Genomic DNA, 14262 nt, shown 5'->3' with positions numbered 1-14262 from the left:
TGGAACTGCGCTCTTAACGATGAGTTATAGCTCATCACGAGGGGTCGGGAACATGAACAGTCACGTTTTTAGCCGTAAGAAAAAGAAAACGGAGCCGCCAACGGTCGAGCAGAATCGCGATCCCGCCCTCAAGAGCGCGCTCGCGACTGCTCAGGACGACGCGCGCAGCCAGCAGCCGCTTGGACGTGAAGCGCTCGATGTCGCGGTCGCCTGGTCCGTCGTCGGTCTCTTCGTCATCGTGCTGATGAGCGTGATCCACATGCTTTCGCTGGTCCTCATCCCCATCGTCATGGCGATCGTCGTCGGCATGATACTTGGCGTTGCGGCAGAGAAGCTCGGCTCCTACGGCATCCCGGGGTTCGCAGTCGCGCTCCTCTTGTCTTCCGCGGTGGCACTCGTTCTTTTTCTCGTCATCAACTCACTTGTCGGCCCTCTTTCGTCGCTAGCAAGCGAAGGGCCTGAACTTCTCGAGCGAACACTCAACCGATTTCTCCCCTATCTACAGGGCTGGCGTTTTATCAACATCACTGCATCGACGTTCAGCTTGGGCAATATGTCGATGGAATCGTTGATGTCACGCAGTGGCGAAATCATTTCGGTCGTGGGGGCTAACCTCACCCCTGCCATCATTCAGGGCTTGATCTTTTTCGCAGCGCTTCTGCTCTTCCTCTACAGCCGGCTACGACTGCGTAAAGCCGTCATTATGGCCTTTCCGCAGCGCCATCAGCGATTGCGAACCATCCGCACGATCGCCTCGATCGAAACGGTGCTGAGTTCCTATTTTACCACTGCGTCCCTGCTTTATGCCGCTCTAGGCGTGTCTATGGTGGTGATCGCCTTTCTGGGCGGCCTTCCCATGCCATTCCTTTGGGGGCTCTTTGCCTTTCTGTCTAGCTTCGTGCCCTTTCTTGGCATCACGGCGATGACGCTGTCACTCGCCGTCGCAGGTATCATCACCCATGACAGCCTTTTCCTGGGACTGCTTCCGTCTATCGTTTTCTTCACCATCCATCTTCTGATGGAAAATCTGGTATTTCCTGCAGTGGTCGGCAAGAATATGGAAATCAATCCATTCCTGGTTTTCGTGGCGATCATTTTCTGGACATGGATGTGGGGAGCAGCAGGCGCAATGCTGGCACTTCCTCTATCCCTGATCGGGATGACCATCGCCCGCGAACTCTTTCCGTCGCGTCGGGTCGTGCCAAACCTTCCGGCGTAGTGCGCTATCCAGACTGATCCGATCAGTTGGAGGGCGTATTGAAGGCTGGATCGTCCAGCCTGACGAATGTCACTCCGCGCGCTTTTAGTGCCATCAGGCCTTTAACCACACCCTCGCCTGCCTCATGCGTCGGCTGGTTGATGTGGGAGATTACCACGTCACCATCCTTGGCGGAAGCAATGTGCTTTGAGGTGGCCGTCGCGCCGAGCAAGGAGCCGCCATCGCCGTTGATAGAATAGCCGGCGACGCGTTCACCCATCCTATTAATCGTCGTCATGGACGTGGTGGTGTATTTTGCCGTGGCCCCACGAAACCATTGCGGCTGCCTGCCGGTCGAAGCGACGATGGCCTGCCTGCCGCCCTCGACCTCCTGAACCACGGCTTGCTCGGAACCGGCTGCGGCAATGCCATAGATCGACACTGGCTTATCGACTGCAGGAATGTGGTTTTCGCCGTGGTTTTCGATTTCGAACAGATCGGGATGCGCCAACAAAATCGCCAGCGCATCGCTATTGTGTTTCAGCCAACGGGCTGTGACGAAAATGGTCGCAGGGATTTTTTCCTGAACCAACGTATTGAGAATGCGAAAATCCGTTTTGCCCATGCAGGCATCGAGAGTGATTGCCACTCGAATGGGAGCACCTTTGGTCTGAAGCTTCTCGCCGTGCATCTTAAGGCTCGGCTCCAGAAGCCCGGTCCCGGCGAAAGCAGGAATGGCGACCGTCGCGAACATAGCGGCAAGAGCAATGGGCTTTATCATCTCACATACTTTCCATCGAAATCTCATCGGCAATGCCGCTTGTAAAACGCCAGAATTATGGCGTTGCGGCTGGCAGCGCGTCGAGTTCGGCGAGCTTTGCCAGCGCTTCCTCTACACGCTGGGTATCGCTGACGCCAAGCGGCATGATGGGCAGTGGCGGCTGGTGATGGGTTAGCGACAGCAGGTTTGCAGCCGAGTAAGTGACGCGATAGCTACCGAAGGACTTGTAGAGCGTCCACAGCGGATCGAAAAACGCCTGCAATCGTTGGACTTCCGCTTTATCCCCCGCCTTCGCCGCAGTGTAAAGCCGTTGCGTCGGCGCAGGCAACAGCCCGCCGATGACGCTATACCAGCTATCCGCGCCCTGCAGCACGGCATCGGCGCAGCCCCAGTCGCCGCTGTAGCCGATGGCGAAATCGTCTCTCAGTCGAGAACGCAGTCGTTCCAGTTCCGCCTTGATATGCAGATCGGCTGGAAGCGGCATCTTCACAGAACGAATGGTTGGAATATAAGCGAGCTTCACCAACAGTTCTTCGCCGAAAGTAAAGTGTGTGGTGGATGGGTTGTTATAGACGCAGAGCGGCAGCGCGGTTGAACCGGCGACCGCTGCGAAGTGATGATAGGCTTCCTCCTGCGTCAACGGCGTGTATGAGACAGGCGCTAACAGAAGCGCGTTTGCGCCGGCCTTCTCCGCATCTTGCGCCAGGGCGAGAGACTGATCGGTACGCAGTGCGCCTGCGCCTACCATCAGCGTGCGCCTGCCACTCAGGCACTCGACAGCGGCCTGAACCGCACGCAATCGTTCCTCACGACTAAGATAGGCGTAACTGCCGGTGCTCCCCAGGAGGCCTATGGAATCAACACCCGCCGCATCCAGTCGCTCGATGAGACGAGATAGCGCCTCGACATCTACTCTGCCATTTTCATCTGCTGGCGTCAACGGAAATGCCGAAAGTCCGTGAAACCTGCTGCTCATGTGAAGTCACCCCTGAAATCCCTCTTTGGACAGGATTAGGGGGCAAACGATAAAACGACAATAACGATTTGAAATCACTGAGATATCGTTGCCGATCAGCAACTGTCGCTTTGGATGTCTGCTTAGGTTCCGCAGAATGTACGGAAGACCCGCTCGTGGTTCATCGGGGCCTGCATGTAGACGGCGTAGTCGGGTCGCTCCTCGAAAGGGCGCGCGATCGCCTTCACCATTTCATGGAACGGCTCAAAATCGTCATCCTCTACGGCCGCTGCGATGACTTCCTCGATGCGATGATTGCGCGGAATGACGGCAGGGTTGACAGCACGCATGGCTTTAGCCTGCTCATCGCCAGAACGCCCCTCCTGAGCAGAACGCGCTTGCCAGCGTTTCAGCCATTCATCAGCGGCGGCAATGTCGATAAACATGCCACGGAAGGCCTCCGCTTTACCTTGCGCTGCACTGCAAAGGCTGCGGAAGGTCAAGGTGTAGTCCACCTCGGAACGCTGCATTAGTGCCAACAGATCCTGAACCAGTTGCTCATCGCCCTCTGCCTCGCTCGCTAGACCGAGCTTGGCGCGAATACCGGCAAGCCAGCGCTTTGGAAAAGCCTTGGCAAAATCGGCAAGCACGCTGTTTGCAAGATCGACGGCCTTGTCCTGATCTTCATCCAGAAGCGGTAGGAGGCACTCGGCAAGCCGTGCGATATTCCATTGGGCTATGCCTGGCTGGTTGTTGTAGGCATAGCGCCCCTGGGCATCTATCGAGGAAAACACCTTGTTGGGATGATACTCATCCATGAAGGCACAGGGGCCGAAATCGATCGTCTCGCCGGACACGGCCATATTGTCCGTGTTCATCACGCCATGGATGAAGCCTACCATGAGCCACCGGCAGACGAGATCGCACTGCCGTTCGGCGATCGCCTGCAACATGGCAAGATAAGGCCTTTCAGCCTGGCGTGCTTCTGGATAATGCCGATCGATGACGTGGTCCGCCAGTGTTTTCAACCCTTCGGCGTCTTCCCGCGCTGCAAAGAACTGGAAGGTCCCGACGCGCACATGGCTTGCCGCCACCCGGGTAAATACGCCACCGGGAAGCCCGATCTCACGCTGGACACGCTCGCCGGTCGTCACAGCAGCAAGCGCCCGCGTAGCGGGAATGCCGAGCGCAAACATAGCCTCTGACACGATATACTCACGCAGGACAGGTCCAAGAGCCGCACGTCCATCGCCTCTGCGAGAGAAGCGCGTTGGGCCGGAACCTTTCAACTGGATATCACGCCGCCCGCCCTTTCGGTCCAAGACCTCACCCAGAAGAACGGCACGGCCGTCGCCCAACTGGGGCACGAAATTGCCGAACTGGTGTCCGGCATAGGCCATGGCCAACGGCTCGGCGCCCTGAGGCACCGCATTACCGGAGAAGATTGCAGCCAGACGCTCATCGTCCACACCATCCAAATCGATCCCGAGTTCTTCCGCCAAGGCGCGATTGAACGCGATAAGCCGCGGCGCCTTGACCGGCGTCGGAAGAACCGCAGCACTGAAACGTTCAGGCAGACGGGCATAGGAATTGTCGAATTGGATCACAGGCTTGCTCCCTTTGCCCTTATATTGTGTCTGGGTGCCGCTTTTGCCAGTGTCGTGGTCGACGCGGTTCAAGACCTTTTGTAAGCACCTGGTGTCGGCGTCTTCGGGAAAATGCCCGTCAAATTGAGCTGTTTCTTGGTCCACACCAAGAGAAATTTTGGCGGCTGACACCGAGAAATCAGAGTGCCCGCCCCCTGCTGATGCCCCGTCGCCCCGTTTCGGCCAGTGAACTTTACCCTGCCATTTTCATTCCTATGATTGAGGCTGATTTGGTACAGGAAGGATATTGGAATGAATGACATCGCTGCTCCTGCCGAAAGCGAAAGCGCAATCCGCACCATTCACACCGATCTTCCCGTCAATGCCATTTTTCATGTCTGGCTCAAGGCGAAGAAACCGGAAGATCCGGGCGCGGTTTCGTTTTCCAACGCCAATGGCAAGTTCGGCGAAGTTTCGTCCTCCAATTTGGAAGAGTACAGCTTTCGCATTTACCACGTCTTCGGAGGCGGGCGGGTCGATATCAGCTACGACACGATGACGACAGCTGTTTCGGTGATCTACTGGTTCATCGCGTCCGATGTGCTGGAAACGGGCATCACCGTCGTCCATACCAAGCCTGACAATGCGCCACCGGATTTGCCCGACAGTTACCACTTCCGCCCGCCCTTCGGCTGGATGAACGATCCGAACGGCTTTGGCCGCTTTGAAGGGCATCCGCATCTTTTCTACCAGCACTACTCCCACGGGCTGCGCTGGAACACCATGCATTGGGGTCACGCGATCTCTTCCGATTATCTGCGGTGGCGGCACCTGCCGATCTTTCTGTTCCCATCGGAGGACCTGACCACCAGGCCAGACAAGCGCGGTGGCGCTTTCTCGGGCTCGACAATCCCTCTGGTTGAAGGAACGGGCATCCGCGTCTTCTTTACCGAACAGGTTCAAGATCGCATTCCTGAACAACAGATTCAGCTGACAGCAACCTCCTCCGATCTGATCACGGCGGGTCAGGCGCAGGTCATTTTGGGCAACCGTCCCGACGGACAGGGATTGACGCCGGACTTTCGCGATCCCTACGTGCTGCGTGGTCCGGACGGCAAATGGAAGATGCTGCTCGGAAGCCAGAGCGATAGCGGCGGCGTCATTCTCCTTTACGAAACACAGGATCCGACAGCCGCCTCCGGCTGGACTTATGTGGGCAAGCTGTGGGTGGAAACGCGCTACAAGACCACCGCTATCGAGTGCCCCTGTCTTCTTCCGCTGGATGGACCCGCCAATGCCCGCTCGACCCGCTGGGTACTGACCTATGGACTGATGCATTCGGAAGACCCCGCGACGGGGCGCAAGAACCTCACTATGGCCGATGTTGGCTGGTTCGACGGCAAGACCTTTACCAAGGAGTTCGGCCAGGAACTGGACTTCGGCACTGACAATTATGCCTTCCAGGCCTTTCTCGATGGTGACAGCATCGTCGGCATCGGTTGGCTGGCGAACTGGGCGGATGCCACACCGGAGATCGACTTTCCCACCGCCATGACCTTGCCAAGGCGGATGCATTTTTCCAACGGTGCGCTTCTCACACCCCCGATCGGCGCTGCGGAAAGCCTGCGACACCGCATTCTCGACCGGACAAGGCTGGCAGCGGGCGAGCGTGTCGACCTGTCGACGGGCGCCGTCGAGTTGCTGTTCGAACTGAACAAGCCCGGCCTGCCGTTCGAGTTGGAACTCGATCATCCGGATGTGCGTCTTGGAGTGGTCAGCGACGAAAGAGGCCTTTGGATTCGCCATGAAGACGGTCGAGATGGGACGAAGCCCCGATATCTTGCTGAGGGCGCTCGACCCTACAGGCTGCGCATCTTCATCGACTATGGCTCCATCGAGGTGTTCGCCGACAAAGGGCGTTACGTCGGCACCAAACGTATCGCGAGCTTCAAACCGGTGCGAGCGGCACATCTGAAAACGAGCGAAGGCGTGGTGTCGCACGCCACTATCTGGAGCCTGAAACAGTAAATTCAGGAACCTTTGTCGAGCTCACGTCTTTCCTGAACGAGCCTATCAAAAGGAGACTTATGATGACGCGGATTCAGGAAACCGACCCCGTTCACTTCCCAACTCAGCCTAATGAGAACAAAGGCGAGAAGCGCCGGGCGGGCAAAGGTATCGTCCTGGCGGTCGTCGGTATCGGCATCATGGCTTTCGTCATCTATATGGCGGCAATTCTGATTGCTACCGTCCAGTCGTAAAAAGACACGCTTTAAAACGGAGGAATACCATGGACCCGCGAGCCCCGCTTCTGGAAAGTGAAGATGCATTGGATCAGGCCGTAACAGGCATCGATGTCGAGGAGCTTCCGGCCAAGGGAGAAATCCCGCAGAAGCTTGAGCACGACATTCAGGATGCCGAGCTCGAAACCGAAGACGATCCCTATCAGGAGAGTGATGAGGCGCTGCCAGACGACATGGAGGAGCGGGTCATCGATCGCAACCCGTCTCGCGAAGGCGGCGCTTTCGACGAGGTTTAACCTGCCTACAGGGCTAGAATAAAACCGCCCGGAGCCGATCAACCAATGCGCTTCGGGCTGTACCCAACTTCCTCCATCGCCGCCATAGCTTTCTCACCGTCTTCCTCAACGATCACAGTGTGAGACGCCAGGTCGACACTGACGCCGACCCCCGGCATAGCCTCCGATAAGGCGCCCCGAATGGTCTTCTCGCAATGCGCGCATGTCATGTCCGCAACGTTGAACGTGGCCCTAGTCATGATTTGTCCTTTCTGTGGTTTGCACTGATAAACTGGCTCCTGCCAGATCGTCCAATATCGGGCAGTCGGGGCGGTGGTCGCCTCCGCAGCAGTGTGCAAGATGAGACAGCGTCTTCACCATGCTCTTCATCTCGTCTATTTTGCGCTCAAGATCGGAGATGTGCGCCAACGCTATGTCCTTGACCGCAGAGCTTTCCCGCTCCTTGTCCTGCCACAGCTTCAGGAGTGCCTGAGTTTCCTCCAGCGAAAACCCTAAAGTTCTCGCGCGTTTGATGAAGCGCAGATTATGCACCTCCTGTTCGCCGTAGAGCCGATAGTTGTTATCTCCGCGCGTGGCGGGAGAGATCAGGCCGATCTGCTCGTAATAGCGGATCATCTTGGCAGAAACGCCGGAGGCCTGGGAGGCTTCACCGATATTCACGACCGGTCCTTTCCGCTTGAGACACGGGCGCCTTTAAGGCGCAGCGCATTAGCGACAACGAAGACGGATGAGAGAGCCATTGCTCCCGCTCCGATCATCGGCGACAATGTAATGCCGAAAGCCGGATAAAGGGCGCCTGCCGCAAGCGGGATGAGAACGACGTTATAGCCAAACGCCCAGAATAGGTTCTGTCGAATGTTGCGCATCGTAGCGTTACTCATTTCGATCGCGTGAACAACGCCCATCAGATCGCCGCCGACCAGCACCACATCGGCACTCTCGATGGCGATATCCGTTCCGGTGCCGATGGCGATGCCGATATCGGCTTCGGCAAGCGCGGGTGCATCGTTGATGCCGTCACCTATGAAGGCGAGCACCTTGCCCTGCGCACGGAGGTCGTGGATCGCCTTCACCTTACCCTCGGGCAGCACGCCCGCGACGACCTTGCCGATTCCAACTCCAGCAGCGACAGCATTCGCCGTGGCTTCATTGTCGCCGGTGACCATGACGACCTCGACCCCCATGCCGTGAAGGGTCTTGATGGCATTGGCACTTGAAGGTTTCAAAGGATCGGCGACAGCGATCACCGCTGCCAAAACACCATCGATTGCAGCATAAAGAGGCGTTTTACCCTGCCTGGCAAGGCTATGTGCGGCTTCAGTGAACGGTGTGACGGACAGGCCGAACCTCTCCATATATCGATCCGCACCGATCTCCACCTTGCAGCCGTCCACAACGGCGCTGATACCGTAGCCGGTCACGCTCTCGAAATTTCGAACATCCAGTGGCTTAAGCCTTGCAGGGATCGTAACCTGTTCTTTGGCTGCACGGGTGATTGCTTCGGCAATAGGGTGTTCGGAATGGGCTTCGACCGCAGCGACCATTTGCAGGACGTCTTTTTCGTCAAACCCATTTGCTACAATCAGGTCGGTCAACTCAGGCCGACCCTTGGTGACAGTGCCGGTCTTGTCGACCACCACGATATCCGCGCTGCGCAACTGCTGAAGCGCTTCCCCTTTGCGGAATAGCACGCCGAGTTCCGCTGCCCGCCCGGTGCCCACCATGATGGAGGTGGGTGTTGCAAGGCCCATGGCGCAGGGACAGGCTATGATGAGCACAGCAACGGCATCGATCAGAGCGAAGGTATAAGCGGGATCTGGACCAAAGATCGCCCATATAATGAAGGTCAGCACTGCGATGGCAATGACGGCGGGCACGAAAAGTGCCGTTACCCGGTCTACAAGAAGCTGGATGGGTAGCTTCGACCCCTGAGCGTGCTCCACCAGCCGGATGATCTGGGACAGCATCATGTCGGCACCGACCTTCGTCGCCCGATATTTGAACGCGCCGGTCTTGTTGATCGTGCCTCCCACGACGCAAGCGCCTGCGACTTTTTCAACCGGAACCGGCTCGCCGGAAATCATCGATTCATCCACATAGGAATGACCTTCGATGACCTCCCCGTCCACCGGTAGTCGCTCTCCGGGACGGATAACAACAATATCGCCTTCCCGAACCTCTTCTACCGCGATCTGACTCGTCTCGCCGCCACGCTCTACTCGCGCAGCCTTGGCTTGAAGGCTGGCAAGCTTGCGGATTGCATCACCGGTTTTGCCGCTGGCACGCGCTTCAAGCAATCGGCCGACAAGGATGAGCGTAACGATGACGGTAGCCGCTTCGTAATAGACATGCCGGGCATTTTCCGGCAGCAGGTCGGGGGCAAATGTCGTGACGATAGAATAGAGATAGGCCGCGCTGACGCCGAGCGCGACGAGCGAGTTCATCTCCGGCGCACCATGAGCCAGGGCCGGAAAGCCACTCCTCAGGAAGCGCCGACCTGGTCCGAAGACAACCGCTGTCGCCAGAAGGAAATAGAAATAATAAAGGTTTTGCGTGTCGATGACACCCATCAGCCAGTGGTGCATCGGGGGATACACATGCCCGCCCATTTCGAGCACGAAGAGCGGCGCAGTCAGCACGGCGGCGATCGTCGTGTCGCGCTTCAATGTCGCTTCGTCACCTAAGTGGTGATTATGATCGTGCGCAGAGCCGATCGAATGGGAATGGTCGCCGTGTGCGTCTTTGTTGGCGGAGAGCGTAAAGCCAGCAGCCCGTATGGTTTCGATCAGCAGATGACGTTGATGCGGGCCGCCCATTGTTTGCACAACGACCTTACCGTCGGCATCGACATCCGCATTGACGATGGTTGCCAACGCTTCGAGCTCGCCTTTCAGACGCTGGGCTTCTTCGCTACCTTCTACGCCATCGACAAAGAATTCGTGCCGCTCGGGCTCGATTTCATAACCGATCTTTTTCACCGCGGCAGCCAAAGTCCGGGCAGAAAAACCTTCTGCGGGCTCCACCGTCAGCTTCTTCGTTGCGAAGTTGACGGAGCTCGAAGCGACACCCGGAACCTTCGCTGCTGCGGTTTCCACACGTCGAACACAGGACGCGCAGGTCATGCCATCCACTGGAATGGACAGAGGCTCCTGCAACTGGTTCTGTCTCACGGTCTTGTTCATCGCACTCCCCTTTCGAGGCATTGGCTCAAGCGTCGCGGGCAAAACAGGGGTTGTTTCCAACCGGCGCAGCACCAATCTAGGGCTTCCCATTATGGGAAGGTCAAGGGAGAAAACAGTCTTTTGTGATGAGGCTATTGGATAAGGCCCCGACGGGTTAGCTCTGCCTTGGGCCAGGCGTCCTACCGGTGTGTCGCGTAGCGCTGGATATCGCGGAGAAATTCTGCGCGCACCACCTGCCCCATGGGCTGATCGGAGGGCTTGTCGCCGACACGCAGGCGAACGAAGACGATATGCTGGCCCTCCCGCTCCGCCCAGCCGACGAACCAGCCGAAGGGCCGGTTAGGATCGGGCTTGCCATCCGGCCCCTTCAAATTGCCGGTGCCCGTCGTGCCATGCGCACTCCAGGCTTCCGCGCCATCGAATACCGGTACGATAGCCTTTGTCTTATTCTGTGCATCGCGCGAAAATGGCAGGTTATTGGCCAGTAGACGGCGCATGAAACCCACTTGCTCTACCGGCGAGATTTCCAGTGATGTGCCGACCCACGCATCCGTCATGCCGTTGTCCTTGCCCGGTTCACCTGCAACGTCGCCATTGCCGAAGCCAAGCCGCCGGACGTAAGACGCAAACTTCTCCTGGCCGAGGCGACTGGTGATCTCGCGCGAGTACCAGCGGATCCCCTCCTTCTGCCATGTTGTGGGATCGACCTTCTTGCGCTCCTGAGGGGCTGCCTCCATTCCCTGCTGCCAATCCCACGCAGGGTTGAACTCATCCTGTAAAATACCTGCATCGTAACCGATCAGTGCCAACGGGACCTTGAAAGTGGATGCGGGAGAAACCCGCCGGTCACAGGCGCCCTGTTGATTGATGACTGCGCCGGTTTCCACCGATGTCACGAGCGTACACTCGAATGGCTGCTGCACGACTTGAGCACGCGCCGGCTCGAAAACCGCTGCAATAAGGCAGATCGGAAGAAGAAGCGCTAGGCTATGGCGCATGCGGGGTCCTTGGTTGTCCGGCAAAGCATCATAACCATAACCGGGAACGGGTAGAAAAGAGAAGCTAGCGCAATACAGAGGGGATGCGGCAGGAATAGGACGGAGCGTGCGTGCGCGCAGGAAGAGACCTCAGCGTCCGGCTCCCTACGCTCAACGTGGTTTCTGCGCTTCCGGACGCTCGCCCACCGTCAACGGCCAATCCACCACATAGTCTTCGAAGTCTTCTACATCGACGTCCTTCTCGTTGATCGTGCGATCACGCGCAGAGATACCCGCGACATGCACCGTTTCAGGATCGCCCGAAACCAGGTGATGCCACCAATAGAGATCGTGTCCGTCGCGTACTAGAGCGTAGGCGCAGGTCGGTGGCAGCCAGCCAATTTCATCCACCAGCTTGAGATCGAGCTGGATGCAGTCCGGTACTGTGGCGCGCCGGTTGTCGTAGTCGGAGCAGCGACAGCTTGTGCCATCCAGAAGCTGGCAGGCGACGGATGTGAACACCACCTCGCCCGTATCCCAGTCTTCCAGTTTGTTGAGACAGCAAAGGCCACAGCCATCGCACAGGCTCTCCCACTCGCTGTTACTCATTTGCGCCAGCGATTTGGTTTTCCAGAACGGCGCGTCACTCATCGTTAAGATTTCCGTTTCATTTTGCATCGTCGGGCCTCAAATAGAAAAGCCCGTTTTGTCTTATCGCCATTGGCCCGATTATAAGATAATTCTTAAATCCGGCGGAGTGGTGGTGAGGAATGACCCGCGCAAGGTTACCGCGTCAAGCGTTCGCTCGCCACATCGAACAGGAATACGTTTCAGGTGCAGGAAGACAACAACAAGAAGCCGGCGCGCCGTAAACGCCATATTCTGCTTCGGATCGATTCATGGATCGATTCCAGCCTGTGGACTGCTGCATCTCGCGCATTCGATTTCTGGGAAGAAGTGACGATCGCCTCCCGCAAGCTGCATGTGCGCGGATGGAAGAAATTTGTCGTCAACATGACCTGCAACGCGCTGACCGTCGGCACGGCTGGGTCCGTCGTTCTGTTGGCACTTGCCCTGCCCGCCTTCGAGGAAACCAAGAAGGACTGGCGCTATCGCGGCGACTTTGCCGTGACTTTCCTTGATCGCTACGGCAACACCATCGGCCATCGCGGCATCATTCATGAAGATTCCGTTCCGATCGACCAGATGCCGGATCACTTTATCAAGGCTGTTCTGGCGACCGAAGACCGTCGCTTCTTCGACCATTTCGGCATCGACTTCATTGGCCTTGCCCGCGCCATGAGCGAGAATGCCCGTGCAGGCGGCGTCGTTCAGGGTGGCTCAACGCTGACGCAGCAGCTTGCCAAGAACCTGTTTCTTACCAATGAACGATCACTGGAGCGCAAGATCAAGGAGGCCTTTCTGGCATTGTGGCTGGAAGCCAATATGTCGAAGAAGGAAATCCTCGCGCTCTATCTCGACCGCGCCTATATGGGCGGCGGCACCTTTGGTGCAGCAGCAGCGGCACAATTCTATTTCGGCAAGAACCTGACGGATGTGACACTGGCGGAATCCGCCATCCTCGCCGGCCTGTTCAAAGCTCCGGCAAAGTACGCGCCGCATGTCAACCTGCCGGCGGCACGCGCACGCGCCAACACGGTTCTTTCCAACCTCGTCCAGGGCGGATTGATGACTGAAGGTCAGGTCGTTGGCGCACGTCGCAACCCTGCAACCGTCATCGACCGCGAAGAGGTGCAGGCACCCGATTACTTCCTCGACTGGGCTTTTGACGAGGTGCAGCGTCTGGCCAAGGACGGCAAGATCAAGGACCATACGGTCGTGGTCCGCACCACAATCGATACCGGCCTGCAACAGGCTGCAGAGCAGGCGATGGAAGGCAGTCTTCGCGAATTCGGCGAAGGCTATAAGGTCAAGCAGGGCGCAATGGTGATGATCGAAAATGGCGGTGGCATCCGCGCCATGGTCGGTGGTCGGGACTATGGCGAAAGCCAGTTCAACCGCGCGACAGCGGCCCTTCGCCAACCGGGATCGTCATTCAAGGTCTATACCTACTCCGCCGCCATGGAAAAGGGCTACAAGCCGGAGACGCTGATCTCCGATGCGCCGGTCACATGGCGCGGCTGGTCGCCGCAGAATTACGGCCGCTCCTATGCCGGCAAGGTAACGCTGCAGACCGCACTGGCGAAATCCTACAACACCGTACCGGTGCGTCTTGCCAAGGATGTGCTTGGCACGCAGATCATCGTCGACACGGCAAAAGCCATGGGCGTTGCAACGCCGCTTCGCAGCGACAAGACCATTCCGCTTGGTACCTCAGAATTGACGGTGCTGGATCAGGCTACGGGCTACGCCGTCTTCCCGGCCAATGGCATGCAGTCGCGCCGCCATGGAATCGAGCAGGTTCTCGATTATGAAGGCAAGGTGCTCTACGACTTCGACCGCGACGAGCCGCCTGCGCATCGCGTGCTTTCAGAAGAGGCGACGTCCAAGATGAACCGCATGCTGGTGACCATTCCGGTGGAAGGCACCGCACGGCGCGGCGCGCTGGACAACGGCATCGTCTCCGGCGGCAAGACCGGCACGTCACAGGCCTATCGCGATGCCTGGTATGTCGGCTTTACCGGCAACTACACGACAGCTGTGTGGTTCGGAAATGACGACTTTACGTCAATGAACAACATGACAGGCGGCGCCCTTCCCGCCATGACCTTCAAGCGGCTGATGGACTACGCCCACCAGGGCATGGAACTGCGCCCTATCCCAGGCATCCAGAACCCGCTGCCGACGGGCTCTCGCCCGCAACCCGGCGCGAATGGGGCGCAGATTGCTTCCTCCGATGCAAGCGCGCTTCCGGCGCTTACTCGCCCTCGCTCTCTTTCGGCCGAAGCCACGCGAATTCTACGGGCGGTTGGCAAGCAGCTGAAAGAGGCCTCGGCCCCTACTCTTACGCCGCAAAAGGTGGCCGAAGCCGGAAACTAGTGTGCCGGTCACACCTGAAGAAGCAATGTCACACCGCGGCCCAA

At 57.9% G+C, this 14262-nt stretch carries 13 protein-coding genes; 5 read left to right on the top strand and 8 right to left on the bottom strand.

Translation table 11 applies throughout. The features are described 5' to 3' along the window. Nucleotides 1-52: 52 nt before the first annotated feature. Nucleotides 53-1219 (top strand): AI-2E family transporter, encoded by a 1167-nt coding sequence (locus tag ACQZ5M_RS16465; RefSeq protein ID WP_449080300.1) that lies wholly within the window; start codon nt 53-55, stop codon nt 1217-1219. Nucleotides 1220-1241: 22 nt separating this feature from the next. On the opposite strand, the gene ACQZ5M_RS16460 is transcribed toward ACQZ5M_RS16465, so the two are convergent. From ACQZ5M_RS16460 to ACQZ5M_RS16450, 3 genes are all read right to left on the bottom strand, one after another. Further along, entirely contained in the window at nt 1242-1979 is a 738-nt protein-coding gene (locus ACQZ5M_RS16460; protein WP_449080299.1) for a polysaccharide deacetylase family protein, read from the bottom strand. A 55-nt stretch (nt 1980-2034) separates the two neighbouring features. Beyond that, complete coding sequence (locus ACQZ5M_RS16455; protein ID WP_449080298.1) at nt 2035-2955, bottom strand: dihydrodipicolinate synthase family protein; 921 nt, start codon at nt 2953-2955, stop codon at nt 2035-2037. 122 nt (nt 2956-3077) lie between these two features. Further along, nucleotides 3078-4538 carry a protein adenylyltransferase SelO gene (locus tag ACQZ5M_RS16450; RefSeq protein ID WP_449080348.1) on the bottom strand — a complete coding sequence of 487 codons (1461 nt, stop codon included), beginning with the start codon at nt 4536-4538 and terminating at the stop codon, nt 3078-3080. A gap of 294 nt (nt 4539-4832) precedes the next feature. Between ACQZ5M_RS16450 and ACQZ5M_RS16445 the strand changes: the two genes are divergently transcribed. The 3 genes from ACQZ5M_RS16445 to ACQZ5M_RS16435 all read left to right on the top strand — a co-directional run bounded on the left by ACQZ5M_RS16445 (nt 4833) and on the right by ACQZ5M_RS16435 (nt 7059). Next, the gene (locus tag ACQZ5M_RS16445; RefSeq protein WP_296077678.1) at nt 4833-6548 is read left to right on the top strand and encodes a GH32 C-terminal domain-containing protein; all 1716 of its coding nucleotides are present in this window, start codon (nt 4833-4835) and stop codon (nt 6546-6548) included. A gap of 62 nt (nt 6549-6610) precedes the next feature. Then, nucleotides 6611-6781, top strand: coding sequence for a hypothetical protein (locus ACQZ5M_RS16440; protein ID WP_296015574.1), 171 nt, complete (start codon nt 6611-6613; stop codon nt 6779-6781). Between the two features lie 29 nt (nt 6782-6810). Continuing rightward, nucleotides 6811-7059 carry a hypothetical protein gene (locus ACQZ5M_RS16435; protein ID WP_296100827.1) on the top strand — a complete coding sequence of 83 codons (249 nt, stop codon included), beginning with the start codon at nt 6811-6813 and terminating at the stop codon, nt 7057-7059. A gap of 38 nt (nt 7060-7097) precedes the next feature. Here the strand turns inward: ACQZ5M_RS16435 and ACQZ5M_RS16430 are convergent, their stop codons facing one another. From ACQZ5M_RS16430 to ACQZ5M_RS16410, 5 genes are all read right to left on the bottom strand, one after another. Continuing rightward, nucleotides 7098-7298: a heavy-metal-associated domain-containing protein gene (locus ACQZ5M_RS16430; RefSeq protein WP_296082418.1), complete on the bottom strand. Its 201-nt coding sequence runs from the start codon at nt 7296-7298 to the stop codon at nt 7098-7100. Then, nucleotides 7291-7719, bottom strand: a complete 429-nt coding sequence (cueR, locus tag ACQZ5M_RS16425; RefSeq protein ID WP_296082417.1) for a Cu(I)-responsive transcriptional regulator — start codon at nt 7717-7719, stop codon at nt 7291-7293. The genes ACQZ5M_RS16430 and cueR overlap by 8 nt, the downstream gene beginning before the upstream one ends. Continuing rightward, nucleotides 7716-10241, bottom strand: coding sequence for a heavy metal translocating P-type ATPase (locus tag ACQZ5M_RS16420; protein ID WP_449080297.1), 2526 nt, complete (start codon nt 10239-10241; stop codon nt 7716-7718). Before ACQZ5M_RS16420 ends, cueR begins: the two co-directional genes overlap by 4 nt. Nucleotides 10242-10420: 179 nt before the next feature. Continuing rightward, entirely contained in the window at nt 10421-11239 is an 819-nt protein-coding gene (gene blaOXA, locus ACQZ5M_RS16415; protein WP_296082410.1) for a class D beta-lactamase, read from the bottom strand. A gap of 150 nt (nt 11240-11389) precedes the next feature. After that, entirely contained in the window at nt 11390-11869 is a 480-nt protein-coding gene (locus ACQZ5M_RS16410) for a YcgN family cysteine cluster protein (RefSeq protein ID WP_296077686.1), read from the bottom strand. A 183-nt stretch (nt 11870-12052) separates the two neighbouring features. Here ACQZ5M_RS16410 and ACQZ5M_RS16405 point away from each other — a divergent pair, with 183 nt between their 5' ends. Continuing rightward, the gene (locus ACQZ5M_RS16405) at nt 12053-14218 is read left to right on the top strand and encodes a transglycosylase domain-containing protein (protein WP_296082407.1); all 2166 of its coding nucleotides are present in this window, start codon (nt 12053-12055) and stop codon (nt 14216-14218) included. Nucleotides 14219-14262 lie beyond the last annotated feature (44 nt).

The sequence above is a fragment of the Rhizobium sp. 22-785-1 genome (genome assembly GCF_053521965.1).
This window is presented reverse-complemented; position numbering and strand designations above follow the sequence as displayed.

Coding starts and splice junctions, on each gene's coding strand:
- ACQZ5M_RS16465 (WP_449080300.1), top strand. CDS start 53: ATGAACAGTCACGTTTTTAGCCGTAAGAAAAAGAAAACGGAGCCGCCA.
- ACQZ5M_RS16460 (WP_449080299.1), bottom strand. CDS start 1,979: ATGATAAAGCCCATTGCTCTTGCCGCTATGTTCGCGACGGTCGCCATT.
- ACQZ5M_RS16455 (WP_449080298.1), bottom strand. CDS start 2,955: ATGAGCAGCAGGTTTCACGGACTTTCGGCATTTCCGTTGACGCCAGCA.
- ACQZ5M_RS16445 (WP_296077678.1), top strand. CDS start 4,833: ATGAATGACATCGCTGCTCCTGCCGAAAGCGAAAGCGCAATCCGCACC.
- ACQZ5M_RS16440 (WP_296015574.1), top strand. CDS start 6,611: ATGACGCGGATTCAGGAAACCGACCCCGTTCACTTCCCAACTCAGCCT.
- ACQZ5M_RS16435 (WP_296100827.1), top strand. CDS start 6,811: ATGGACCCGCGAGCCCCGCTTCTGGAAAGTGAAGATGCATTGGATCAG.
- ACQZ5M_RS16430 (WP_296082418.1), bottom strand. CDS start 7,298: ATGACTAGGGCCACGTTCAACGTTGCGGACATGACATGCGCGCATTGC.
- ACQZ5M_RS16420 (WP_449080297.1), bottom strand. CDS start 10,241: ATGAACAAGACCGTGAGACAGAACCAGTTGCAGGAGCCTCTGTCCATT.
- blaOXA (WP_296082410.1), bottom strand. CDS start 11,239: ATGCGCCATAGCCTAGCGCTTCTTCTTCCGATCTGCCTTATTGCAGCG.
- ACQZ5M_RS16410 (WP_296077686.1), bottom strand. CDS start 11,869: ATGAGTGACGCGCCGTTCTGGAAAACCAAATCGCTGGCGCAAATGAGT.